Source organism: Alistipes sp. Marseille-P2263 (genome assembly GCF_018101075.1).
In the GTDB taxonomy this organism is placed as follows: domain Bacteria; phylum Bacteroidota; class Bacteroidia; order Bacteroidales; family Rikenellaceae; genus Alistipes; species Alistipes dispar.
In genome coordinates this window covers 159674-184430 of sequence record NZ_JAGQEJ010000004.1, presented here as the reverse complement: position 1 = coordinate 184430, position 24757 = coordinate 159674, and the positions used below count along the sequence as shown (strand labels likewise).

At 59.3% G+C, this 24757-nt stretch carries 22 protein-coding genes and 1 tRNA gene; 9 read left to right on the top strand and 14 right to left on the bottom strand.

What is annotated here, in order from left to right; all coding sequences use genetic code 11:
- Positions 1-21: 21 nt before the first annotated feature.
- The gene (locus tag KB554_RS06635) at positions 22-618 is read right to left on the bottom strand and encodes a GNAT family N-acetyltransferase (RefSeq protein WP_211035291.1); all 597 of its coding nucleotides are present in this window, start codon (positions 616-618) and stop codon (positions 22-24) included.
- Positions 619-833: 215 nt separating this feature from the next.
- Between KB554_RS06635 and KB554_RS06630 the strand changes: the two genes are divergently transcribed.
- The 6 genes from KB554_RS06630 (at position 834) to KB554_RS06605 (ending at position 6210) form a co-directional block, all read left to right on the top strand.
- Positions 834-1268, top strand: a complete 435-nt coding sequence (locus tag KB554_RS06630) for an Hsp20/alpha crystallin family protein (protein WP_141427823.1) — start codon at positions 834-836, stop codon at positions 1266-1268.
- Positions 1269-1420: 152 nt separating this feature from the next.
- Entirely contained in the window at positions 1421-2161 is a 741-nt protein-coding gene (locus tag KB554_RS06625) for a (Fe-S)-binding protein (RefSeq protein WP_211035290.1), read from the top strand.
- On the top strand, positions 2158-3525 hold the full coding sequence (locus KB554_RS06620; RefSeq protein WP_211035289.1) for an LUD domain-containing protein: 1368 nt from the start codon (positions 2158-2160) through the stop codon (positions 3523-3525). The genes KB554_RS06625 and KB554_RS06620 overlap by 4 nt, the downstream gene beginning before the upstream one ends.
- Positions 3526-3567: 42 nt before the next feature.
- Positions 3568-4146 carry an LUD domain-containing protein gene (locus KB554_RS06615; protein WP_141427826.1) on the top strand — a complete coding sequence of 193 codons (579 nt, stop codon included), beginning with the start codon at positions 3568-3570 and terminating at the stop codon, positions 4144-4146.
- 133 nt (positions 4147-4279) lie between these two features.
- Complete coding sequence (locus KB554_RS06610; protein WP_211035357.1) at positions 4280-5011, top strand: copper homeostasis protein CutC; 732 nt, start codon at positions 4280-4282, stop codon at positions 5009-5011.
- 17 nt (positions 5012-5028) lie between these two features.
- Positions 5029-6210, top strand: a complete 1182-nt coding sequence (locus tag KB554_RS06605; protein ID WP_211035288.1) for a transglutaminase domain-containing protein — start codon at positions 5029-5031, stop codon at positions 6208-6210.
- A gap of 111 nt (positions 6211-6321) precedes the next feature.
- Here the strand turns inward: KB554_RS06605 and KB554_RS06600 are convergent, their stop codons facing one another.
- The 13 genes from KB554_RS06600 to KB554_RS06540 form a co-directional block, all read right to left on the bottom strand.
- Positions 6322-6765 (bottom strand): GNAT family N-acetyltransferase, encoded by a 444-nt coding sequence (locus tag KB554_RS06600; RefSeq protein WP_211035287.1) that lies wholly within the window; start codon positions 6763-6765, stop codon positions 6322-6324.
- Positions 6766-6827: 62 nt separating this feature from the next.
- Entirely contained in the window at positions 6828-7220 is a 393-nt protein-coding gene (locus tag KB554_RS06595; RefSeq protein ID WP_141427829.1) for a hypothetical protein, read from the bottom strand.
- A gap of 2 nt (positions 7221-7222) precedes the next feature.
- Positions 7223-7942 (bottom strand): SDR family NAD(P)-dependent oxidoreductase, encoded by a 720-nt coding sequence (locus tag KB554_RS06590; RefSeq protein ID WP_211035286.1) that lies wholly within the window; start codon positions 7940-7942, stop codon positions 7223-7225.
- A gap of 53 nt (positions 7943-7995) precedes the next feature.
- Positions 7996-8556 (bottom strand): Crp/Fnr family transcriptional regulator, encoded by a 561-nt coding sequence (locus tag KB554_RS06585; protein WP_211035285.1) that lies wholly within the window; start codon positions 8554-8556, stop codon positions 7996-7998.
- Positions 8557-8564: 8 nt separating this feature from the next.
- A complete protein-coding gene (locus tag KB554_RS06580) occupies positions 8565-9137 on the bottom strand; it encodes a GNAT family protein (protein WP_141427832.1) in 573 nt (190 codons plus the stop codon).
- A gap of 268 nt (positions 9138-9405) precedes the next feature.
- Complete coding sequence (locus KB554_RS06575; protein WP_211035284.1) at positions 9406-9843, bottom strand: hypothetical protein; 438 nt, start codon at positions 9841-9843, stop codon at positions 9406-9408.
- Positions 9827-10252 (bottom strand): hypothetical protein, encoded by a 426-nt coding sequence (locus tag KB554_RS06570; protein WP_211035283.1) that lies wholly within the window; start codon positions 10250-10252, stop codon positions 9827-9829. Before KB554_RS06570 ends, KB554_RS06575 begins: the two co-directional genes overlap by 17 nt.
- Before the next feature lie 2 nt (positions 10253-10254).
- A complete protein-coding gene (locus tag KB554_RS06565; protein ID WP_211035281.1) occupies positions 10255-10728 on the bottom strand; it encodes a hypothetical protein in 474 nt (157 codons plus the stop codon).
- Positions 10729-10740: 12 nt separating this feature from the next.
- Positions 10741-11631, bottom strand: a complete 891-nt coding sequence (locus KB554_RS06560) for a WG repeat-containing protein (RefSeq protein ID WP_211035279.1) — start codon at positions 11629-11631, stop codon at positions 10741-10743.
- Between the two features lie 388 nt (positions 11632-12019).
- Positions 12020-12092, bottom strand: a tRNA-Phe gene (locus KB554_RS06555).
- Positions 12093-12259: 167 nt separating this feature from the next.
- Complete coding sequence (locus KB554_RS06550; RefSeq protein WP_141427833.1) at positions 12260-13198, bottom strand: hypothetical protein; 939 nt, start codon at positions 13196-13198, stop codon at positions 12260-12262.
- 37 nt (positions 13199-13235) lie between these two features.
- Positions 13236-14825 carry a RagB/SusD family nutrient uptake outer membrane protein gene (locus KB554_RS06545; RefSeq protein WP_141427834.1) on the bottom strand — a complete coding sequence of 530 codons (1590 nt, stop codon included), beginning with the start codon at positions 14823-14825 and terminating at the stop codon, positions 13236-13238.
- Positions 14826-14846: 21 nt separating this feature from the next.
- The gene (locus tag KB554_RS06540) at positions 14847-18005 is read right to left on the bottom strand and encodes a TonB-dependent receptor (protein WP_211035278.1); all 3159 of its coding nucleotides are present in this window, start codon (positions 18003-18005) and stop codon (positions 14847-14849) included.
- Positions 18006-18316: 311 nt separating this feature from the next.
- Between KB554_RS06540 and KB554_RS06535 the strand changes: the two genes are divergently transcribed.
- From KB554_RS06535 to KB554_RS06525, 3 genes are all read left to right on the top strand, one after another.
- Positions 18317-19531 (top strand): site-specific integrase, encoded by a 1215-nt coding sequence (locus tag KB554_RS06535; RefSeq protein WP_211035275.1) that lies wholly within the window; start codon positions 18317-18319, stop codon positions 19529-19531.
- A 300-nt stretch (positions 19532-19831) separates the two neighbouring features.
- Complete coding sequence (locus tag KB554_RS06530) at positions 19832-23056, top strand: SusC/RagA family TonB-linked outer membrane protein (RefSeq protein ID WP_141427837.1); 3225 nt, start codon at positions 19832-19834, stop codon at positions 23054-23056.
- A gap of 21 nt (positions 23057-23077) precedes the next feature.
- A complete protein-coding gene (locus KB554_RS06525; protein ID WP_141427838.1) occupies positions 23078-24757 on the top strand; it encodes a RagB/SusD family nutrient uptake outer membrane protein in 1680 nt (559 codons plus the stop codon).

The window sequence follows — 24757 nt, the reverse complement described above, 5'->3', positions numbered from 1 at the left end:
GGCAGGGCGGATTCCGTCCGGTCAGAGCCGTTTCTCGAAGGCCAGCCGCTCGCCGCCGGCATAACGGACCGTTCCGCAGAAACGGAAGCCCTCCTTCTCCAGCAGACGCAGCATGCGGCGGTTGTCGAAATTGGTGTCCACACGGAAAGCGCACACCCCGCGCCGCCGCGCCAGTTCGCTCACACGCCGCAGAAACGCCGTCGCCAGCCCCCGGCCCTGCATCCCGCCGGCCACCGCCAGACGGTGCAGCACGACGTATGCGCCGTCGGTGAGCCAGCGCCCTTCGATTCCGGCATAGGCCGGTTCGCCGTCGAACACCGCGGCACCGTAGGCAACCGCCTCCCCTGCCGCGGAGCCGCCCGGCAGCATGTCCGGAAGGGAATCCCGATCCGGCAGCGCACTCCCGGCGGATCCGGCGGCCGGATCCGCCGCCGGAAGCGACAACACGTATCCGTCCCCCCGCCCGATGTCCCGGGCGATATCCGATTCGGCGGGATAACCGTCCTGCCATTGCAGGCTGCCGGCCGCCCGCATCTGCGCCTGCGCCCGGGCGATGATCCGCATGATGCGGGGAATGTCCGCCGCCGCGGCCCGGCGGAACAACAACTGCTCGTTCATGACGGCAAAGATACGAAATTGTCGCGGGGCGTCATCCGGACACGACAAAATTTCCGAACGGGTGACAATTCGTGACATTTCATGACAATCGGTGACATTTCATGCCGTTTTCCGCCCTGGCACGGGATTTGACCTTATCGAGAACGAAGCCGCTCCGCAAGGGGCGGGGTCAAAAAAAGAATGTTGAACCAAAAAACAATAAGGAGGACAAAATTATGATGCCAGTCAGAAGAAATCAGAATTGGTTACCGAGTATTTTCAACGACTTTTTCGGCAACGAATGGGTCGATAAATCGAACGCGACGGCTCCGGCCGTCAATATCCTCGAGACGGAGGACGACTTCAAGGTGGAAGTGGCCGCCCCGGGTATGACCAAACAGGACTTCAAGGTCCATATCAACGAGGACAACGAACTGATCATCTCGATGGAGAAGAAGGCCGAGAACAAGGAGGAGGACAAGAAACGCAAGGGCACGTACCTGCGCCGCGAGTTCTCGTACAGCCAGTTCCAGCAAAGCCTGATCCTTCCCGACAACGTCGAGAAGGAGAAGATCGCGGCCAAAGTCGAGCACGGCGTGCTGACGGTGGAAATCCCGAAGAAAAAGGAGGTTCACGCAACGCCCGCCGCACGACAGATCGAAATCGAGTAAGGCCGCGGCCGATCGGATGCGGGGCGGGGCCGGCAGAAAGCCGGTCCCGCCTTTTTCGCGTCCCGGCGCACGAAATGCGGCGGAGGAAACAGGATAACGAAAAATCCGCTATCTTTACCCCCGATTCCAAACACACAAACTCAAAGACACGAATGAAAGTCGGACTGTTCATTCCCTGCTATATCAACGCCGTCTATCCGCAGGTCGGGCGCGCCTCCTGCGAGCTGCTGCGGCGCGTGGGGTGCGAGGTGGACTACCCGCTCGACCAGACCTGCTGCGGGCAGCCGATGGCCAACGCCGGTTTCGAACGGGATGCGGCCGCACTGGCCGAACGCATGAACGCCCTGTTCGGGCGCTACGACTACGTCGTCGGCCCGTCGGCCAGCTGCGTGGTCTTCGTTCGGGAAGGCTACCCGCGCCTGCTGAAGAATTACCGCGAACACGCCTGCGTCGATGCGCGCATCTGGGAGATCTGCGAGTTCCTGCACGACGTGGTGCGGCCCACGCGCCTCGACGCACGCTTCCCCCACCGCGTGAGCCTCCACAACTCCTGCCACGGCGTGCGGAAAATGGGTCTCTCGTCGCCCAGCGAGCTGCACGTCCCTTACAGTTCGAAGCTGCGCGATCTGCTTTCGCTGGTCGAGGGCGTCGAAGTCGCCGAGCCCGAGCGGCGGGACGAATGCTGCGGCTTCGGCGGCATGTTCTCGGCCGAGGAGGGGGCCGTTTCGGTGGCGATGGGCCGCGCGAAGGTGCAGCGCCACATGGCCACCGGCGCGGAGTACATCACCGGCGCCGACTCCTCGTGCCTGATGCACATGCAGGGGATCATCGACCGCGAGAAGCTCCCCGTGAAAACCGTTCATATCGTGGAAATCCTCAATTCGAAAGCATGAGCACGCACTCCTTAGCCGCAAAGCGATTCGTCGCCGACGCCGACCGCATGGCGTGGCACGACAGGGCGCTCTACGCCGTACGCGAAAAACGCGACCGGATGATGGAGACGGTCCCCGAATGGGAGGAGCTGCGGCAGCTCTCCTCCGAAATCAAACGCCACACGCTGAGCCGTCTGGGCGACTACCTGCTCGAATTCGAGCGCAACGCCACGGCCAACGGCATCGCGGTGCACTGGGCGCGCGACGCCGCCGAGATGAACGACACCGTATGGCGTCTCGTCCGCGAACACGGCGGACGGAACCTCATCAAGAGCAAGTCGATGCTCTCCGAGGAGTGCGGCCTGACGCCCTTCCTGCGCGAACGCGGCATCGACGCCGTCGAGAGCGACCTCGGCGAACGGATCATGCAGCTGCTCGGCCTGCCGCCCAGCCACATCGTGCTGCCGGCCATCGGCGTACGGCGCGAGGAGGTCGGCGCGCTGTTCGAACGCGAGCTGGGGACCCGGCCGGGCGACAGCGACCCGACCTATCTGACGCACGCCGCACGGCAGGCGCTGCGCGCGAAGTTCCTCGGGGCCGACGTCTCGATGACGGGCGTCAATTTCGCCGTAGCCTCCACCGGAGCGCTGGCCGTCTGCACGAACGAAGGCAACGCCGATCTGGGCACGTCGTTCGCCGACCTGCACATCGCCATCATGGGCATCGAGAAGGTGATTCCCGACATGCGGGCGCTGGCGGTCTTCACGCGCCTGCTGGCCCGCTCGGGCACGGGGCAGCCCGTGACGACCTACACGTCGCTCTACCGCCGTCCCGCACCGGGCAAACGCATCCACGTCATCCTGGTGGACAACGGCCGCTCGGAGTGGCTCGCCGACGCGCGGCACCGCAACATGCTCAAATGCCTGCGCTGCGGCGCCTGCATGAACACCTGCCCCGTTTACCGCCGTTCGGGAGGCTACTCCTACTCGTACTTCATCCCCGGACCGCTGGGCATCAACCTCTCGATGCTGCGCTCGCCGGAGCTCCACCGCGGCAACGTCTCGGCCTGCTCGCTGTGCTACTCCTGCTCGGAGGTCTGTCCGGCGAAGATCGACCTCGGGGAGCAGATCTACATGTGGCGGCAGCAGCTCGACGCGCTGGGGCTGGCCGACCGCACGAAAAAACTCGCCGTGAAAGGCATGGATTTCGTAATGAACGGGACAAGGCGTTTCTACGGCGGCATCGCGCTGGCACGCGCGGCCGGGAAACTGCCGCGCTTCGTCGTCGAGAACGGGCTCAACCCGTGGAGCGCCCCGGGCCGGGCCATGCCGCCCTTCGCACCGCAGACATTCAACGCGTGGTGGAAAAAGGGCCGCGGCGAATGACGTGCGGAGAGCCTGCGCGCCCCGAATAAAAACGACAACACGATGGACAGCAAGGAAGAGATACTGAAAAGACTCGCGGCCGGACGGCCGGACGAGACACCCTACCCCGAAACCGGATTCACGCCCCAGCGTTTCGACGACCCCGAAGCCATGTTCGCCGAGCGGCTCGAAGCGGCCGGAGGCCGGGCCGTCGTCATGCAGCCCGGCGAGACGCTCGACGAGGCCGTGCGGCGCTGCTATCCCGAAGCGCGGACGATCGTCTCGGCGATCCCCGGTCTGAGCGTCGCCACGATGAATCCCGACCGCATCGAGGACCCGCGCGAGCTGGTGGATGCGGACCTGGGCGTCGTGACGGGCGCATTCGGTGTCGCCGAAAACGGCGCGGTGTGGATTGCGCAGAACATCCGCCACAAGGCACTCTACTTCGGAGCCACGGCGCTGATGATCGTCATCCCGCGGGATGCCATCGTCGCGACGATGCACGAAGCCGTGCTGCGGCCCGAGGTGGACGACTTCGGCTACGGATGTTTCATGTCGGGCCCGTCGAAAACGGCCGACATCGAGCAGGCGCTCGTCTTCGGCGCGCACGGCCCGATGTCCGTCACGGTACTGCTGCGCTGACACCCCCGCCCGTCCTTCGCAGGACGGACGGTTCCGTTTGCGGACCGGCGCCGATTTCTTTGGCGGTTCGGGCGAAAATCGCTATCTTCGCTACGCCCGGCCGGTGCCGGGCCTGCAAAACGGACCGAAGATGATCGAAACCGAACTCTGCGCCTTCTCGCCCGAAGCCTGCCGGACCGCAGCCCGGGCCGGAGTGACGCGCGCCGAACTCTGCGCCTCGCCCTACGAGGGCGGCACGACTCCCTCCGCCGCGGCGATCCGGCTGGCGCGGCGCGTCCCGAACCTGCGGCTGAGCGTGATGATCCGCCCCCGCGGCGGGGATTTCCTCTACACGGACGAAGAGTTCCGCCAGATGCTCGAGGAGGTCCGCTTCGCCCGCGAATGCGGTGCGGACTGCGTCGTCGCGGGACTGCTGACCCCGGACGGACGGGTGGACGAGGAGCGCACGGCCCGTCTGGTCGCGGAGGCCGGCGGAATGGAGGTGACCTTCCACCGCGCCTTCGACATGACGCGCGACTGCACCGAGGCGCTCGAGGCGCTCGTCCGGACCGGATGCCGCCGGGTGCTCACATCGGGCGGCCGCAACACGGCTCCGGAGGGGCTGGAGACGATCCGCACGCTGGTCGCGGCGGCCGCAGAGCGGATCGAGGTGATGGCCGGCAGCGGCGTAAGGCCCGCGAACGTCCTGAAGATCGCCGCCGCGGGAGTCGATGCCGTACACTTCAGCGCACGGTGCACGGTCGAAAGCCGGATGCGCTTCCGCAACGGCGCGGTCTCGATGGGAGGCATCGCCGGAATCCCCGAATACGCCTCGGTCGGAACCGACGAGGAAACGATACGCGAAATCCTGCGGCGACTCGCCTGAAAAAACGACACGATACCATGAAAAAACTGCTTCTGACGATGCTCTGCATCGCCGGCATCGCTTGCAGCGATGCCGGAATCCCGGACGACGAACAGCGGCGGCTCGACGCCGCGCTGGCCACGACGCCCCGCGCCGATTCGCTCCGGCAGCTTCTCGCTTCGACCCCCCGCGGCGAACGCGCCGCGATGGCCTGGCTCATCGCCCGGATGCCTTGCGGCGACCGCGACACGATGCATCTCGACCTGCTGCGCGAGAACGTCGCATACGCCTGCCGCGCCCGGGAGGAGTTCCCGTGGACGAAGGCGCTGCCCGACTCGGTCTTCCGGAACGAGGTGCTGCCTTACGCCGTGGTGGACGAGGTGCGCGACGGCTGGCGGCGCGATCTCTACGAACGCTTCGCGCCCCGCGTGGCCGGCTGCCGCGACCTGCGCGCCGCACTCGACACGGTGAACCGCATCCTGCCCGGAGTCGTGGGCGTGGAGTACAACACGCTGCGCGAGAAGACCAACCAAAGCCCCGCGGAGTCGATGCGTCAGGGCATGGCCTCCTGCACGGGACTTTCGGTGCTGCTCGTCGATGCGCTCCGCGCCGTGGGCATCCCGGCCCGTTTCGCCGGCACGGCGGCCTGGCACGACGACCGCGGCAACCACAGTTGGACGGAGGTGTGGATCGACGGCGAGTGGCACTTCACGGAGTTCTACCAGCCCGCGGCGCTCGACCGCGCCTGGTTCCTCGCCGACGCGGGACAGGCCACGCCGGGCGACCGGCAGCACGCCGTCTATGCCGTATCGTTCGCCCCGACGGGCGACTGGTTCCCGATGGTGTGGAACGAAACCTCGCGCGAAGTCCACGCCACGGACGTCACGCAACGCTACCGCGACGCCTACGCCTCCTTCGCCGGCACGGCGGCCGAAGAGGGCACGCATACGACCGTCACGTTCCGCATGTTCCGCGACCCGCGCCACGCTGCCGCTTCGGGCGACCGCGTGGCGGCCAACGTCGATGTCTTCTGCGGTACGGAGCAGATGGGCGGCGGACGCACGGCCGGACCGTTGCAGGACATGAACGACGCCCTGCGGTTCCTGCTGAAGAAGAACCGCACCTACACGTTCCGCTATGCGAACGCACGCGGCGAGACGACGGAGGTCACGGCCGCGGTGGCCGACGACCCCGTGACCGTGACGGGCTACATGGAGTGATTCCGGAACGGACGGAACACGCACGACGGACACCTCTCCGGAGGTGTCCGTCGTTTCGACCGGCCCGTCCGCCCGCACCGGCCATCCGGAGGCCGAAGAACCGCCGCACATTCACAAAGCGAGGTGGAGAATCGGATGCGGCCGTCCCGACGCATCGAGCGGATCGCGCGACACGACGCGGAATCCGAGCCGCGCATAGAAGCCCGCGGCCTGCGTATTCTCCTCATTGACATCGACACGCCGCACGCCGCAGCGGGCGACGGCATGTTCCACGAGACACCGCCCCAGCCCCCGGCCCCGCAGGTCGGGCGCGACGAAAAGCATCTCGAGCATCCCGTCCGCAACGCCCGCGAAGGCGGCGAAACCGCCGCCGGGACGGCGGACGACCCAGAGCCGCACCGCAGACAACGCCCCGCCCCGCACCAGCGAGCGGTAGAAACAGATCTCGTCCGGAGCGAGAAAGTCGTGCGTGGCGCGCACCGACGTCTCCCAAAGGTCGGTCAGCGCATCCAGGTCGGCGGCAGAGGGATTCGGCAAAAATTCGACGTCGTACATCGGTACAAGAGTGTTTGGTTGTATGGGGCAAAGATACGCAAAATCGCGGCTTCCGCAACAGGTCAGTGCGCCGCACCGATTCCGGCCAGCGCAGCGACCGTGCAGAAAAGCACCCAATGGCACAGCCTCCGCCAATACCGGGCCGAAGCCCGTTCGCACCGCAGCGCCGCGGGCCATGCCACGCTCCAGCCGCCGTAAACGGCCGTCAGAAAGAGTTCCAGCGGCAGCGAGCGCGGAAGCGCCCCGAACCCCAGCGACAGAAATGCCGCCGCCCCCAGCACGAGGTCCGTCGTAACGAGCTGAAAACCGCAGCGGCCCAGGAGCCATGCGCCGTAAGCCCCGCCGCCGGATTCCCGGCAAGGCCGGGCCTGCGCGTAGAAGCGGCTGCCCGAAACCGTATGGACGAACGAAGCCGCGGCCAGAAGCGTCCCCGCAGCCACAAACCAGCCATTCATACCTATCGCACGTTGAGATAAATCCGATCGGGAAGCCGCCGCAGAATCCATGCGACGAGCCGCCAGCGGCGCGTGACGACCGCCACGGCCTTCCGGCGGCGGATCGCCCGCAGAATCTGTCCGACGACCCGTTCGACGGGCATCACCCAGAAAAGGCCTTCGCCCCGGGCCATCGCCGTCGCCGTGAGACCGGGCCGGACGTCGGTGACGCGGACCGGAATCCGCAACCGGGCGAAACGCTGCCGAAGCCCCTCGGCATAGTTGATCTGGTAGGCTTTCGAAGCGCTGTAAGCCGGGGCGGCGCCGCTGCCGCGCAGCCCTCCGACCGACGTGACGCAGACCAGATGTCCGGCACCCTGCCGCTCGAAGAATCCGCAGGCCCAATCGACCGACGCGGTCCATCCTGCGACGTTCGTGCGGATCGCAGGCTCCTCGAGCGCATAGGCCAGTGCGGGATTCAGCTCCCCCGTACCGGCGCAGACGATGCACAGATCCATGCCGCCCAGCTCCGCGGCGAGGCGCTCCAGCGCGGCTACCGCCTCCGCCGTGCGCGTCAGATCGGCCGCCGCACGGCGGAATGCCGCGGGATTCCCCGCCGCGATCTCATCCAACAGATTCTCCCGGCGGCCGACCAAACCCACCGTATATCCCGCGGACGCCAGCCGCTCCGCGAGGCTGCGCCCGATTCCCGAGGTCGCGCCGATCACAATAGCCCGTTTCATCGCCGCAAAGATAGCTCCGCACGCCGGCATGCGGCTTGATCCGAATCAAGAAATCATCGGATCCGGCGCCGGATACGGCTCAGCGTCTCGGGCCGCACGCCCAGAAAGGAGGCCAGTTCCTGCAACGGCACGAGGTCCAACAGTCCGGGGCAGCGCGCGAGCAGCGCCTCGTAACGCTCCTGCGGCGTCGCGGCATAACGCTGGAGCAGGCGTTCGTAAACCTCGAGGAGCAGGCGCTCGGCCACACGGCGGCCCAGCCGCTCGCAGGCGGCATCGGTGCGGTAGAAGGCCTCGAGCCGGTCGTTCCCGACCGCCAGCACACGGCTGTCGCACATCGCCTCGATCCGGACGAGGGCCGGAGCGGCGTTGCGCATCGAAATATAATCCCCGACGAACTCCCCGGCGAAAGCGAAGCCGACGACGTGCCGGTCTCCCTCGGCCGTCTCGTGAAGATAGCGGAAAGCCCCCACCTCGACCAGTCCGCAACGACGGTTCCGCTCCCCCTGCACGGCGAAGGCATCGCCCGCACGGACGCAGAGCCGACACCCCTCCCGGCGGAAGAATCCGGCCAGGGGGCCGAATTCCCCGGCCGCTATGTGACGGTTGAAAAGCATCTCCGCGACTATTCGTTCCGCCGGATGTCGCGCGGAAGGTAAAACGAACAGAGGTCCGAAACCACGCCCCGATGGTCCTGCACGGCGCGGTGGATCACCCCCTCGAAACGGAACCCGAGCCGTTCGAGCACCCGCCGCGACCGTTCGTTATGCGGATAGCAGGTCGCCGTGACCATCTCCAGCCCGAGCTGCGAGAATCCGTAGCCGACGACCGCCCGCGCCGCTTCGGTCATCAGCCCCCGGCCCCAGCACGCCTCGTCGAGCCAATAACCGAGCATCGCCACGCCGGGGCATTCGCGCTTCGGGTCGGGCAGCAACCCGACCGCCCCGACGAGCCGCCCCGTCCCGCCGTCCGTCACGGCCCACGTCGTCGGCCGGCGGAGGAAGACCTCCTCCAGCACCCGGCGCGACTCCCCGGGGGAAGAGTGCGGCTTCCAGCCCGCATTGTCCCCCAGAAGCGGATTCCGGCAGCAGGCGTACAGCGCCCCGGCGTCGCTTTCGGCGAAGGCGCGCAACAGCAACCTCCGCGTGCACAGGGCGGGAGCCTCCCGCCGCACTTCATCCTGACCCGTCTCCATCATGACACAAATTATAAAGGAAAAGACCGACTCGGAAAACAAAAAACGGCCTGCATTTCTGCAAGCCGTTGATTTTCAAGTGGTACCACCAGGAATCGAACCGGGGACACAAGGATTTTCAGTAATAAACAGATATACATTTATCTTATTGCATATCAATAATATAACTGTATCCTTGACCACTATGGCTAATGCAGTGGAGAAAACAAAGAGTGTTTTCAAATTAATATTAAATTTGTCTGTTACAACATATAATAACACTTATAAAGTGCTAAGTTTCTGTTTTATGTTTCATCATTACTTTTATTATATGGTTCAATGATTCTCTGCCTAATATAGCTGGCTCATCTAAACTTTTGTCAAGAAGGAAAGGAAAAGAGAAAGGACATCCTTCATTCTCAAATCCAAACCTGAATACTCTGCATTCTCTCAACTTGTTATCCTTGCATCTTCCCGTTTCCCTCCCTACATAATGGAATACATCATTAGTACTAATGGAATTCATATAGACAGGAAGAAATGGGAAAGCATTATCATTAGTATTCACTTCCCTAATATTATTCTCAGGAAGTGAATGCATCCACCTCTTTCCAAGACTGAAAAAAGACAATAATGCAGGACTGACAAGGTTATGTTCAATTCTCTTGTCAAGAAGGAATGTAAAACCAATGCCTTTAATTTGGATGAAGATTTCATTTTTCTCTGTCATGTGTCACAATTAGTTTGTCAAAATCAACAATCCACTTATTCTCCATAAGAAATTGAGAGCCTAATACACCGTGAATCTGCACTCCTGTTTCTTCTTGTACTTGCATTATAGCATCAGTAGCATCAAGAACAGAAAAAGTAGAAGTGTAGTCTGTTCCCTCAAAGTTAAATGTAGCTTCTATAACAGGAGTTTCCTTGTAATGCCCCTCAATTCCCATTGTCCTACAAGTACTGTCAAGCAACTTAAACTCATCTTTGAAGTGTTCATACACGAAGTCAAAAAGGGTGTTATGGGTAGAACCTGTGTCTATAAGAAAACACAAGTTCTTTAATCTGCCTGATGTTACTATCAGTGGTAAGCTTGTCTTTTGCAAACCAAACGTTAGTGGAAATTCCAATTTATCACTCATTATTAAAAGCTATTAGAATAGAAAAATATGTGATAATTATGCAAAGATTTCTGTATTTCAACATATAAGTTATTAAAATAATAAGAGCGCTTCATGTATTTTTCTTCAGGAGTGAAATCTCCTATAACATTTTTGGGGCTGCATTCCAATAACAAACTATCAAATTTTAGAAAGTCTTCATAATCAAATGGTTTATTGTATCCCTGCCATATCACAGAATCATTGCGAACATATATGTCATTTGTAAAAGTATAATATTCACCATTTTCATCTTTGACTAATCTTGAATACATTTCAGTATTATTATCCCTTGAATGTCCTTTCTTAAAATGTGATCTATATTTATACTCAGACCATTTCTGATTGACTATTGTTCCCAATTTTGTCTCTATTTCAGATGTATCTTTATTTTTAGATGGTACGCAAGAAAACAATATCAATGCACCCATAATTAAAATGAATATTCTTTTGCTCATGTCTGTTTTTATTTAATCAATATTCCAATAATTACTTTCATCACCTTCAAAAGCATCTGCCAATCCACTTTCAACATCTTCTCTGCTCCATCCACCATAGTAGGCTTGTTCATCTCCATAAGGGTCACTCCAATCATCTGCATCATTCATTTTTTCAGCTTCATAGTCCCAAAAGGATGTTTTGTGAGATGCTACTTTTGAAATAGTTCTTTTAGGAGCTGCCTTGGCAGGGAATAATGTAGCTTTGCCTATATCTGCTTTTTCCATTAGCAAAGGAAATATCTTGCCACTACTATTGGCAACAATGGAGATTACGGGTTCTTTTGGCATCCCTTTTAAAGAGACAAAACCTATATTAGCTCCGTAAGTAAAATGCAATTGTCTTGTATTAGGTTGAGCTTTGACAAATAGTTTCTTGCAATGTACTAACTCCTTAAATGCCTCTACTGAATAAGTACAAATATAGGTTAAACCATCAAAAATGACTTTATTGCCTAATTGATAAAGGTTTATTCTTTCTTCTTTATCACCAAGAAAAGCCCTAAGAGAAAAAAGATATTCTTCCTTTATTGCCCATATTTTATCATATTTCAGTGGAACAATTATGTTTCCTAATGTATCAATAATACCCCATTGATTCTTTTCTTCTAAATAGTGATATTCCATCACACGGGCATAACCACAAGTAAATTGAGGGTCACACCAAGAATATTTGCCAAAATGAGTTATTTGCTTGTTGTTAATATCAATGTAAGCATACTGATATTGGTGGTTTCTGACTAATGACAGTCCACAGTTAAATGGCTGCATTTCCATATATTGAGGTTGAATGACAACTTCCCCTCTTTGGTTCTTAGCTCCAAATAAGCCATCCTCTTGAAATATGAAATAATCCTTATCCATGTTGTCTTTTTGCAGCCATACCACAAAAAGAAAGGTACAAGCCTAACCTTGATTTGTTATTCTGAAGGTATCGCCAAACACCTATATCCATACAAACAAGGAAAGCCCACACCTTATGGCATGAGCATTTACCTACTTACATTTGATGGATATATTCTTCTAAATTGGCGATTTTTCAGAACTCATCAAGTAAGAAGCAAACACTTCTTTTTCTAATATGTCTTGTTAAACTTCTATTTCATTGCTAACTATTTTTGTTGTTACTACATCTACTGTAGTCATTACGGTTAAAACATTGGAGAAAACATTTCCCTGTTTTCTTCTGCATTTCAGCCATTTTTGACCATAAAAAAACGGCCTGCATTTCTACAAGCCGTTGATTTTCAAGTGGTACCACCAGGAATCGAACCGGGGACACAAGGATTTTCAGTCCTTTGCTCTACCAACTGAGCTATGGCACCATCCCGATCTCACGGAGTGATCCGTATTATCGTGGTGCAAAGGTAAGCAAAAATTTCGAATCTGCAAGGCCTCCGAAAAAAATTATGCGTTTTTTTCTCCGGCGGATCCGGAAACAAAAAAGGACGGCCCCCACGGGAGCCGTCCGGAAAGCGCACCGGAGACGATGCTACTCGAGAGAAGCCGAACCGTCGTTCAGCACGAAGGTCTCGACGCAGGTTTCGCCGAACCAACGGCCGTCCTCCAGAAGGTAAACCAGCGGGAAGGTGAACGTCCTATCGCCGTCCCACGTACAGACGTCCGTTCCGACGCCGGTAGAAGGAAGATCCGAAACGAGCACCTTGGTTCCGTCGGAATAGTCCTCTCCGACATACTGCGACGTGAGCGAAATCGTCTTGTCGGCGTTGATCGTAAAGAGGATGTTCACGCCGCCGCCCCAATTCGTGAGGCGGAACACGTTGGTTCCCTCGGCCCGTTCGAGCATGACGGTATCGTCCTCGCCTTCCCACCAGAACGTGTAGGTATATACGCCGCCCTGGAGCATTGGCTTGCCGTCGGGGCCCACCACATAGTCCGCATCGGTCAGATCGGTCGAGAGCAGTTTCGAGAAATCCTTCAGCACGTAGCACGGAACCCAGTTGAGCGTCAGGGAGGCGGAAAGCGTGACCGAAGCGTACTTGGAGCCGATCGACGCCGAACTCTCATTTTCCGTCCCGGCGTTATTCACGGAAATCGAGACGGCGTAGGTCACGCCCTTGTCAAACTTCTCCACGTCGAGGACCGAAACCGGAACGATCACCCGATAGTCGCCGTCGGCGAAGGTCACACTCTCGGGAATCCGGAAGAACTTCGCGGCCGCCTCGTCCATCTCGGCCGTAAGACCCACCGTCAGCTCGCCCGCGGCGTCCTGCCGGAAAAGGTCGAGATTGATGGTCTGCGTACCGGTCGCCGAGGCTTCGAAGTTCTCGGAGACAGCGTTCTTGACAAAGTAGGCGGTGCCGGCATCCTCTCCCGAGGTGTCGAACTTCGCAACGATCTGGTCCTGATCGCAGCCGACCGTGGCGAACAACATGCCCAACGCGAAAAGCGATTCGATTATCTTTTTCATATTCAATTCCAATTTTTACAAGTTAGTCCGTTTCACCCTAATCGGCCGTATCGCCGATCGGATTCTGCACGATGTTGGGGTTGCCGTCCAGCTCCTTCTGCGGCAACAGCAGGATCCAGGCGAACGAGCCGGGCGATTGCGTGTCGTGATCCGCAATGAGCGAAGCGGGATCGAATTGGGGATTGTCCGCGCTCTCGACGGCCACCCGCTTGAAGCCCTGGCCCAGACGCTTGATATCGAAGATGCGGCCGTATTCTCCCCAAAGTTCCAGACGACGCTGGATGAGGATCTCCTCCAGCAGCGAACCGGTCATCGAAGCGCCGTCGCTGCCCGGAGTCAGCCCGTTGATCGCATTGCCGGATTTCTCCGCGCCGGTGTAGGACGCATCGCGTTTGGCCATGAGCTTCTGGAGATAGATGCGGGCCTGCGGGTCGTTGCCCTCCTGGCAATAGGCCTCGGCAGCGGTCAGCAGCATCTCCTCGGCACGCATGTAGATATAGTCGCCGAGCCACGAATCGCCCTTGAACTTGAACTTCACCTGGCAATAGCGGATCGCTTCGCCCGAGTCCGCGAAGTCGGCGTTGTCGAAGGTTCCCAGCCACCAGGCGCGGCGGGCGTCGGTCGCATTCATGCGGTTCCAAAGCCACGAAGTGCAGCAGCGGCGGGCCGTCTTGGCATAGCCGTCGTGTCCAGCGTCCATCTGGGCCTGGAACGAAAGATACATGCCGTAATTGTCCGTCGTCTTTACCTCGCCCCACATGACACTCGGCAGGGCCGTGATGTCGTTCATGCCGCCCGTGATCTGCGAAGCGTCGAGCGCCTCGCTGCCGGCATACCCCTTCAGGGCTTCTTCGGCGGCCTTGTAGGCATCCGACCACTTGTGCATCGTCAGCGCGACGCGGGCCTTGATACCGTTGGCCACGTAGTAGTCGATTTCGGTCTTCGAGCTGCGCGCGATTCCGGCTGCGGCAGCCTCTTCGAGCAGGCCGACTCCGGTCGTCAGATCGGGATAGATGACCTCCTCGTAAACCTGTTTGTTCGTCGAACGGGCCGCACCCTTCGTCTCGGAGGTCGTAGGCTCCAGATAGAGGGGTACGCAGAGGTCATCGGGATAATAGTAGTATGCGCGGGCATACACCTGGGCCAGCATGTGGTAGCAGAAGGCCCGCAGCACGTAGGCCTGTCCGAGGATGTTCTTACCCTCGGCGGAGGTCTCCAGAAGTTCGGCCGAACCGATCAGGTTGTTGCACGAATTGATGGTCGTATAGTAGCAGTTCCACGTCGTGGAGCATTGCAGACGCGGGTCGTCGAACCAGCTTTTCACGTTGTAGGAGTAGGTCTGCCACATCCAGCCGCTTCCCGAGCCGGACAGCACGTAGTCCTCGGCCAGAGCGTCACCGGTCAGGTAGGTCTCCGTAAGTCCGAACCCGATACCCGAATTGTAGTTGCCCTGCCAGCCGCCCTGTCCCAGTCCGGCCAGCGCACCGGTCAGTGCGGACCGGGCGTTCTCGACGCTGCCGTAAACGACATCGGAGGGAACCTTATCGCCGGGGAAGGTTTCGAGCGCATCTTTCGAGCAGGAGAGCGCGAACGATGCGACGATGCTCAATAAAAGTATTTTTTTCATAGTCTTTGTCTCCGGTTTTAATTAGAATTTAATGTCCAGGCCCGCCACGAAGCTGCGCGAAGGCGTGTAAACGAATCCGGTCGAACCGGTCAGCGTATAGGTCGGATTCATGCCCTTCAGGTGGGTGAAGAGCGCCAGATTGTCCATCGAGCAATAGACGCGCACGCTCTTCATGCCGATATAATTGGCGGCCTTCTCAGGAATCGTGTAACCGATCGTGATGTTCTTGATCGAGAAGTACGACGCATCCACGAGGAAGCGGTCCGACGAAATGCTGCTCGTGCCGACCTCCACACGCGGCACGTCGGTGATGTCGCCCGGCTGTTTCCAGGCGCGCGTCAGGTGCTTGTGGAACGTCTGTCCGTAATAGAACGGATTCATCGTCGAGGAGTAGATCGCCTCGTTGACCTTGCCGCCGATCGAGTAGGTCGTCAGGATCGAGAAATCGAGCCCTTTCCACTGGAACGTGGAACCGATGCTGCCGAACAGGTCCGGAATACGGCTGCCGCAGGTATAACGGCTCGACGAAGCCTCGCTCGTATCGGAAGTGATGTACTCCTCGCGGCGGGTCTCGCCCGTCGTCTCGTCGGTCACGTCCTTATAGGCGTAGTAAAGCGCCGCACCGGTCGCGGGATCGACGCCCGCGAATTTGGACATGTAATAGGTATAGATCGGCAGCCCCTCGCGGATAATCGTCGAGCCGTCGATGATCTCGGGCGTTTCGGGCGTCAGTTTGAGCACCTTGTTGCTCTGCGTCGAGGCCATGACGGTCACGTCCCAGCGCATGTCGGGACGCTTGATGAGCATGCCGTTCAGCGTGATCTCCCAACCCGAGTTACGCATCTCGCCGATATTGTCCAGATAGGACTCGAAACCGGACGAGAAGGCCATCGGACGCTCCAGAATCATGTCCGTGGTTTTGCGGTTGTAATACTCGATGCTGGCATTGAGCCGGTTGCCGAACAGCGAAGCCTCGATGCCCACGTTCACATTGGAGTTCTTTTCCCACGTCAGGCCGGCGTTCTCGAGCTGCGCCACGGAGAAACCGTAGTCGGTCCCCGTCGAGTTGATGTCGTAGTAGCCCTGCCAGCCGTAGAAATTGTCGTAGCCCGACGAATCGAGGATGCCCTCGTTACCCTGCACGCCGTAGGAGGCTTTCAGCGTCAGGTTGTCCAGCCACGAGAGGTCCCGCATGAACTTCTCCTGCGAAATACGCCACGAAGCGCCGACCGACCAGAAGTGGCCCCAGCGCGTGTCGGGGGCGAAACGCGACGAACCGTCGGTTCGCCAACTGGCGTCGATGTAGTATTTGTGGTCAAAACCGTAGTTCAGACGTGCGAAGTAGGACTCGATGCGGTGGTCCTTGGTGAGCGACGAGGCCGAGTTAATCGTGGAACCGACCACCTCGTAGATCCCTTCCACCAGTCCCGAACGGCTGGCCTCGAGATAGTTCTGCTCGTAACTGTAGAACTCGTGACCCAGCAGCGCGTTCACCTCGTGCCGGTCCGCGAAGGTCCGGTCGTAAGTTATCAACTGGTTAAACGTGTAGGTCATGTAACGGTAGTTGTACTTGTAGATCAGACCGCCGTTCGACGCCTGGTTGCCGTGTTCACGGTTGAAATACTGCATGTTGTTCGAAATACTGTAATCCACGCCGAAATTGACCGTGCCTTTCAGTCCCTGAAGAGCGCCGGCGCGTTCGTCGTCGCTGCCGAACGTGAGGTAGGTGCGGGCCGAGAGGCTCTCGGTCGTATTCGTGGTCGGGTCGTCGTAAAAACCGGCGATGGCGTTGCTGTTGTTGTCCTGCGGACGGGTTTCGCCGTAGTCGAACTGCTTTTTGCCGTTGGCGTCGAGCAGGTTGTTGCCGTTCTCGTCCTTCATGTAAACGGGATAGATCGGAGCCATGAGCTGCGCCGTATAGAAGACATTGCTGTTCGAGGAGCCCGTATAACGGTTCGTGTTGGACTTCGCGTGGGCGAAGTTGGCGTTCATACCGCCCTTGAACCAGTGCTTGGGCGTCGTATCGTAGCTCACACGGCCCGTATAACGCTGGAAATTGGTGGTTTTGAGCACACCGTCCTCATCGAGGTAGCTCAACGACATGCTGCCGCGGTGAACGTTGTTGCCGCCCGACACCGAGGCCTGGTATTCCTGCCGGAAAGCGGCGTCCTCGGTCACATTGTCGATCCAGCTCTCGTCCCAGGCCGATTTCGCATCGGCGCGTACCTTGCCCGTCGCGGGATCCACCAGATTGTCCCAACTGTAATTCTTGAAGGGGTTGTAGTTGGCGCCCAGCGTACCGCTCAGACGCGACGACGCGTAGGCGCGGGCCGCAGCGTCGGTATAGCCCGAGGTGAAATAGGCCGTATTGTAGAGCGACTGCCAGTTCAGCTCGACGAATTCGCGCTGATTGACCAGATCGTAGTCGGGAATGGCGCGCGACGAAACGCCGAGCGTGGCCTTGAAGTTCACTTCCACGTTGCCTTCACGGCCGCGCTTGGTGTTGATGACGATGACGCCGTTGGCTCCGCGTGCACCGTACAACGCACCGGCCGAAGCGTCCTTGAGCACGGTGATCGACTCGATGTCATCGGGGTTGATGGCGCTGATCGAACCCGAATAGGCGATACCGTCCACGACGTAGAGCGGCGAAGAGCTGGCGCTGATCGAACCGAAACCGCGAATGGCCACGGTAGCCTCCGATCCGGGCTGGCCGCTGCCCGACGTGGTCTGCACGCCGGCCACCTGTCCGTCGAGAGCCTTCGAGACGTTGGATACCACGCGCTTCTCGAGATTCTCCGACTTGATGACGGCGGCCGATCCGGTGAAGGACTCCTTCTTGGCCGTGCCGTAAGCGACGACGAGCACCTCGTCGATGGCCTTCGTATCTTCGGAAAGTCTGATTTCAACCGAGGTCCGGCCGTTCACGGGAACCGACTGCGTCTGATACCCGATAAACGAAACCTGCAACGTGCCGTCGGCGGGAACCGCCAGGGTGAACCTGCCGCCCGCTCCGGTCGTCGTGCCGACGGTGGAGCCTTCGACCATCACGGTCGCTCCGACGACGGGACTGCCCGCCTGGTCTACTACCGTACCGGAGAGCTGCCGACTCTGGGCCATCGCAAGGAGCATTCCCCCGCCCAGCACGGCAATTAACGATAGTACAAGTTTTCTTACCATAAGCGTTAATTTTAATAATGTTTTTAAAATAAAAAGCGATCCACCCGATCTTTTCCGGTCATATATCTCATAATCAACCACATGCGCCATATCGAAATAAATTTCCGGTTGCGGGCCGCAACCGATTGGCCCCGAACGGAGAATTTGCGGTCCGGTGCGATTGCGGCACGACGGTTGCGGTGACAGATAGTTACCGGACGGAAGAGGTCAATCGCCGGGAAATAAGTCGATTGGTCGCAATGATACGCCATTCGGAAGTTACTTTATCGTTACCTTCGGGCGATTGTCGCACCGATTAAGGTCATGAAAACATGAGAAACACATTCAGGGTACTTTTCTACATCAAGCGCACCGCGCCGCGCCGCAACGGCGACGTGCCGGTCATGGCGCGCATCACGATCAACGGCGAGCGGGCGCAACTGGCTGTCCGCGCATACGTCGATCCGGCCTTGTGGGACGTCCGCACGGGGCTCGCGGCGGGACGGAGCGCCGCCGCTTCGGAACTCAACGAGAAACTGCTCCTCGTCCGCCGCCGCATCGAACGGTGTTATGAAACGCTGCTGGCCCGGCAGGCCGCGGTCACTCCCGCGCTGGTCCGGGAAATGTATTTCGGGAACGACCGGCAGCAGGAGACGCTGCTGGCATTTTTCCGGCAGCACAACGAGGAGTTCGGCCGCATGGTCGGCGTCAGCCGCAGCAAATCCTCCTATTACAAGTACCGGAGCGTTTACCGGCTGCTCGCCGCCTACGTCCGCGAGCGCTGCCGCCGCGCGGACATTCCGTTCCGCGAACTCGACAAACGGTTTCTCGCCGGATTCCACCAGTACATCGCCCGGGAATCCCCGCACAAGAAGAACACGGCGTGGGTCTATATGATCGCGTTCAAACACATTCTGATGCTGGCCCGCAGCCGCGACCTGCTCTCCGCGGACCTCTTCGCCGGATACAGGCTCCGCAGCGAATTCGTGGCGCGCGACTACCTCACCGAGACGGAAATCCGCCGGCTCATGCTGCTGACACCGACCGACCGGACGCAGCGGCTCGTGCTCGACGCCTTCCTGTTCAGTTGCTTCACGGGCCTTTCCTACATCGACATCCGCCAATTAAAACCCGCGAATATCCGCTATACGCAGGGGCAGCTCTGGATCGGCACGACACGCCGCAAGACCGGTTCGGAGGTATATGTCAGGCTTTTCGCCGTTCCGAACGCCATCCTGTCCAGGTACCTGACGGACGCGGCCGACGAACCGATTTTCGCCCTGCCGAGCAACGGCTGGTGCAACGCCTGCCTGCGCCGGCTGCTCCCCGAGGCGGGAATCGTGCGCCCGGTCACCTTCCATGTCGCGCGCCACACGTTCGCCACGACGATCACGCTGTCGCAGGGTGTCGCCATCGAGACCATCAGCAAGCTGCTGGGCCATCGGAACATCCGCACCACGCAGATTTACGCCGCCGTCACCCACGCCAAGCTCGAAGGGGACATGGAGCGGCTCTCCCGGCAGCTCGACGCCTGCTATCGTCTCTGACCACCTATATATTATGGGAATACCGGGTCTCCGGAACGTTCCGGGGCTGTCGGAGAGCCTCCGGAAAGGCTTTCCGGACGCATCGTCGCATGCCTGCACCCGGAAAACGCCCGAATGTCCCATTACAATTCGTAATCGCTCGGGGGGGGGTACGCAGAAAATCGTAATCGACTGTCGCTTATATCTATAAATAATGTTATTTACGGGAAATTCTTTAATAATTTACTTGCATGTACCACCCTTTTTTCCGATCTTTGCAGGTGAACTTTTTATTTTAAAATCTTATTAAAATTAACGCTTATGGTAAGAAAACTTGTACTATCGTTAATTGCTGTACTGGGGGGGGGAATGCTCCTTGCGATGGCCCAGAAGCAGCAGGTTTCCGGTACAGTTACCAATGCTGACGGCAACCCGATCGTCGGTGCTACGGTCGTGGTGGACGGAACCACGACGGGTACGACGACCAACGCCGCAGGCCAATTCAGCCTGCAAGCCCGGAGCGACGGTTACCTGAACGTCTCGTTCATCGGCTACGAGTCGCAGAAAGTGCCCATTGCCGGTAAGACGACGGTCAATATTCAGCTCAAGGAGGATATCACGGCTATCGACGACGTGCTCGTCGTAGCGTTCGGTACGACCAAGAAAGAGGCATTCACCGGATCGGCTTCGGTCATCAAGTCCGAAGACCTCCAGAAGCGTCAGACGACCAACGTGATGAATGCGCTGGTGGGTTCCGTGGCCGGTCTGCAAATGCGCGGAGGCTCGGGCACGCCCGGCTCCGATTCGGGCTCGATCAACATCCGCGGCATCAGCTCGATGTACGCCGACACGGACCCGCTCATCATCGTGGACGGCGCGCCCTACAGCGCCAGCCTGTCGAACATTCCGCAGTCCGACATCGAATCGGTCACCGTGCTCAAGGACGCCGCTTCGGCCGCCCTGTACGGAGCCCGCGGCGCATCGGGCGTAATCATCGTGACGACGAAGCGTTCGCAGGCCCGCGACGCGGTGATCAACGTGGACATGAAGTGGGGCGTGAACTCGCGCGCCGTGCAGGATTACGACGTCATCACCGACCCGGGCGAATACTACGAGGCGGTGTACGCACAGTACTACAACCGCTACTTCTACGGGCAGGGCATGAACGCCACGACTGCCAACGCACAGGCCAATACGGACATGCTCAAGGCACTCGCCTACGACGTTTACACGCGTCCCGACGGCGAGAACCTGATCGGGCTGGACGGCAAGCTCAACCCCAACGCCACGCTGGGCCGCAAGGTGTCGTTCAACGGCACGGACTATTGGATGCAGCCCGACGACTGGACCGACGCGGCCTACAAGAACAGCCTGCGCCAGGAGTACAACGTGAGCGTGAACGGCGGTACGGACAAGGCCACCTACTATACGAGCGTGGGCTATCTGAACGAGGACGGCATCGTGGACAATTCGGGCTACGAGCGTATCTCGGCACGCATCAAGGCGGACTACCAGGCCAAGAAGTGGCTCAAACTGGGAGCCAACGTGGGTTACATCCACTCGTCGCAGGATCTGGACGTCGGTCTGGGTACGAGCACCTACACCAACAACCTCTTCTATTACACCTCGCGCATCGCCCCGATCTACCCGATCTACGTGCGCACGATCGGCGCCGACGGCAAAATCGGCATCAAGCGCGACCAGTACGGCAACAAGGCCTACGACTACGGCGTGGCCGAGACCGGCTACGGCGTGACGCGTCCCTTCTCGCCGCAGGGCAACCCGCTCGGCGAGGCGCGGTACAACAACTACACCTCCATCGGCAACCAGCTCAACGGAACCTTCACGGCCGACTTCGACATCACCGACTTCCTGAAGGTGAACGTCACGAGCACGGCTACGTGGGGCGAGACCTACATCTCCAACTTCCGGAACATGTACTACGGCACGAGCGCCGGCACGAACGGCAGCATCGAGAAAACCGTACAGTCGTCGCTGCGCACGAACAACATCCAGACGATCACCTACTACGATTCGTTCGGCCTGCACAACATCAACGTACTGGCCGGCCACGAATACTACAACGTGAAGACGCGTAACCTCGCGGCCTCGAAGAACGGCATGTTCTCGCCCGACATCCAGGAGCTTTCGGCAGCCGCCACGCTCGCCGACGCGTCGAGCTACACCACGCACTACAACGTGGAGGGCTATTTCCTCAGCGCCCAGTACGACTACAACGGCAAGTACTACGGTTCGTTCTCCTACCGCCGCGACGGCTCCTCGCGTTTCGCACCGGGCCACCAGTGGGGTAACTTCTGGTCGGTCGGCGCGGCATGGATCCTCTCGAAAGAGAACTTCCTCGCGAACGCCAAATGGATCGACATGCTGAAACTGAAGGCCTCGATCGGCCAGCAGGGCAACGACCTGATCGGCGACTACTACTACACCGACCTCTATTCGCTGAGCAAGGTGGACGAGAAGTCGATGAGCGCATCGTTCGCCATCCAGGGCAACCCGGACATCACGTGGGAGACCACGACGAACCTCAACGTCGGCGTAGAGTTCAGCTTCTGGCGCGGACGCCTGTCGGGAGGCATCGACGTTTACCGCAAGAAGACGACCGACCTGCTCTTCTGGCTGTCGCTGCCCGAATCGGTCGGCACGCGAGGCATGTACGGCAACCTGGGCGACATCCGCAACTCGGGTATCGAAATCAACCTGACCGGCACGCTCATCCAGACCAAGACGGTGGACTGGAGCATTTCGGCCAACCTGGCGCACAACTCGACCAAGATCCTGAGCCTGCCCGCCAGCAAACTCACCAAGACCGCTTCGGGCAAGATCGGATTCCAGGAGGCTCCCACGCAGTTCGTGCCCTACTGGTACGAGGTGGGCGGTCCGCTCTACAACGCATACCTGCCCGTCTATGCGGGAACCGACGAGTACGGCCAGGCCATGTTCTACAAGGACGTCATCGAGGACGGCAAGGTGGTGGGCCGCACGACGACCTACGACTTCAACGACGCCACCGAATACGAACACGGCAGCGTGCTTCCCAAGGTCTTCGGCGGTTTCGGAACGAACCTGCGCGTCGGCGACTTCGACCTGTCGCTCACGTTCGACTACCAGATCGGCGGCAAGGTCTTCGACGCAGGCTATGCAGGGCTGATCACCCCCGAAACGGGCGCGGCAGGCGGTACGGCCATCCACAAGGACTGGAAAAAGTCGTGGAGTCCGAACAACACCGACAGCGACATGCCCCGCTGGCAGCAGGGCGACCAGTACGGCGGCGCCAAATCGGACCGCTTCCTGACCGATGCCAGCTACCTCAACTTCCAGTCGTTCTCGCTGGGTTACACGATTCCCGAGCGGGTATTCCGCGACAAGGTGAAGGTGCGCATCTACGCCGCAGGCGAGAACCTCTGGTTCTGGTCGGCACGCAAGGGCCTCGACCCGCGTTACAGCTTCGAGGGAACCGCCTCCACGGGCGTATCTCCCTACTCCCCGATCCGGACCATTTCGGGCGGCGTTCAACTCACGTTCTAATTCAATAAGGAGAGATTATCTATGAAAAAGACCATAAAATTTGCAGCAGCGTTGCTTATCGGCACATCCCTCCTGTCCACCGGCTGCCTGGAGGAGACCTTCCCGCAGCAGGGAACCGTCACCGTGGATCAGGCGGGCGATGCGCCGAACGCCTTCAACAACTTCGTCACGGCCTGCACCTCGACCCTCGCGGGCGAGTTCCTCTACGCCGGAAACGCCAATATGAATGCATACGATTTCGGCTATCCGTCGTTCCTGCTCCAGCGCGACGTCATGGGACAGGACATCGCGCTCGAAGACACGGGATACGAACAGTTCACGACGTGGTACACCTGCGGTGTGGGCCTGGGTCCCGACTACGCCATCTGCCAGGTTCCCTGGACGATCTACTACGGATGGATCAAGAACTGCAACGTGGTGATCTCGCTCGCCGGCGAAAAGCCCGACGAGGAGCATATCGTGGGAGCGGGCATCGCCCATGCCATGCGCGCCTTCTACTACATGGACCTGGCCCGCATGTACGCACCCCAGACCTACAAGGGTCATGAAGACGCCCCGACCGTGCCCATCGTCACGGAAAAAACGACCAACGCGGAAGCCACGAACAACCCGCGCGCCACGAACAAGGAGATATGGGAGGAGCTTATTCTCAAGGACCTCGACAAGGCCGAGAGCTATCTGGCCGACTACAAGCGCACGGACCAGACGACGCCCGACCTGAGCGTGGTTTACGGCCTGAAGGCCCGCGCCTACCTGACGATGGAGAAGTGGCCCGAAGCCGAGGAGTATGCGAAAAAGGCCCAGGAAGGCTATACGATGATGACCGAAGCGGAATACCTCGACCACGACAAGGGCTTCAACACGCCCAACAATTCGTGGATGTTCATGACGAAGTACGACGCCGAGGATCCCAACATCACGCTGAACGACGGCGACTCGAGCTGGGGTTCGCAGATGATGATCGAAATCACCACCTCCAACGGCTATGCGCACGGAGCCGGCACGGTGAAGCGTATCGACGCGCACCTGCTGGAGACCATTCCACAGACCGACTGGCGCCGCAAGTGCTTCATCGACCCCGAGCTGGACGAGCTCGTAGCCGAAGCGCAGACGGTCGAGGAGCTGAACAAGATCGTCGCCGACTACCTTTCCGACGTCTCGTCCTACCCGGAGACGATCACCTCCACCGCACAGGCTTCGGCCTCGGGCGCCTTCGGCGGCCTGTCGCTCAAGTTCCGCCTGGGCGGAGGCGACGCGGGCCACAGCAACGCGCAGTTCGTCGGATTCGTCGTAGCGGTTCCCCTGATGCGCGTCGAGGAGATGAAGCTCATCGAGGCCGAAGCGGCCGGCATGCAGGACGAGGGACGCGGCAAGACGCTGCTCGAGGCCTTCGCCAAGACGCGCGACCCGCAGTACACGTACAACGACCTGCAATCGTTCCGCGACAACGTCTGGTGGCAGCGCCGCGTCGAGCTCTGGGGCGAAGGCTTTGCGACGTTCGACATCAAGCGCTTCGAAAAGGGCATCACGCGCAGCTACGCCGGCACGAACCACCCGAAAGGCTATCGCTGGAACACGGACGGCGTGCCCGACTGGATGAACCTCTGCATCGTGGGAACCGAGGTGAACTTCAACCAGGCCTGCACGAACAACCCGACTCCGATCCAGCCCACCGAGGACTCCCCGGAGAAAGTATGGTAA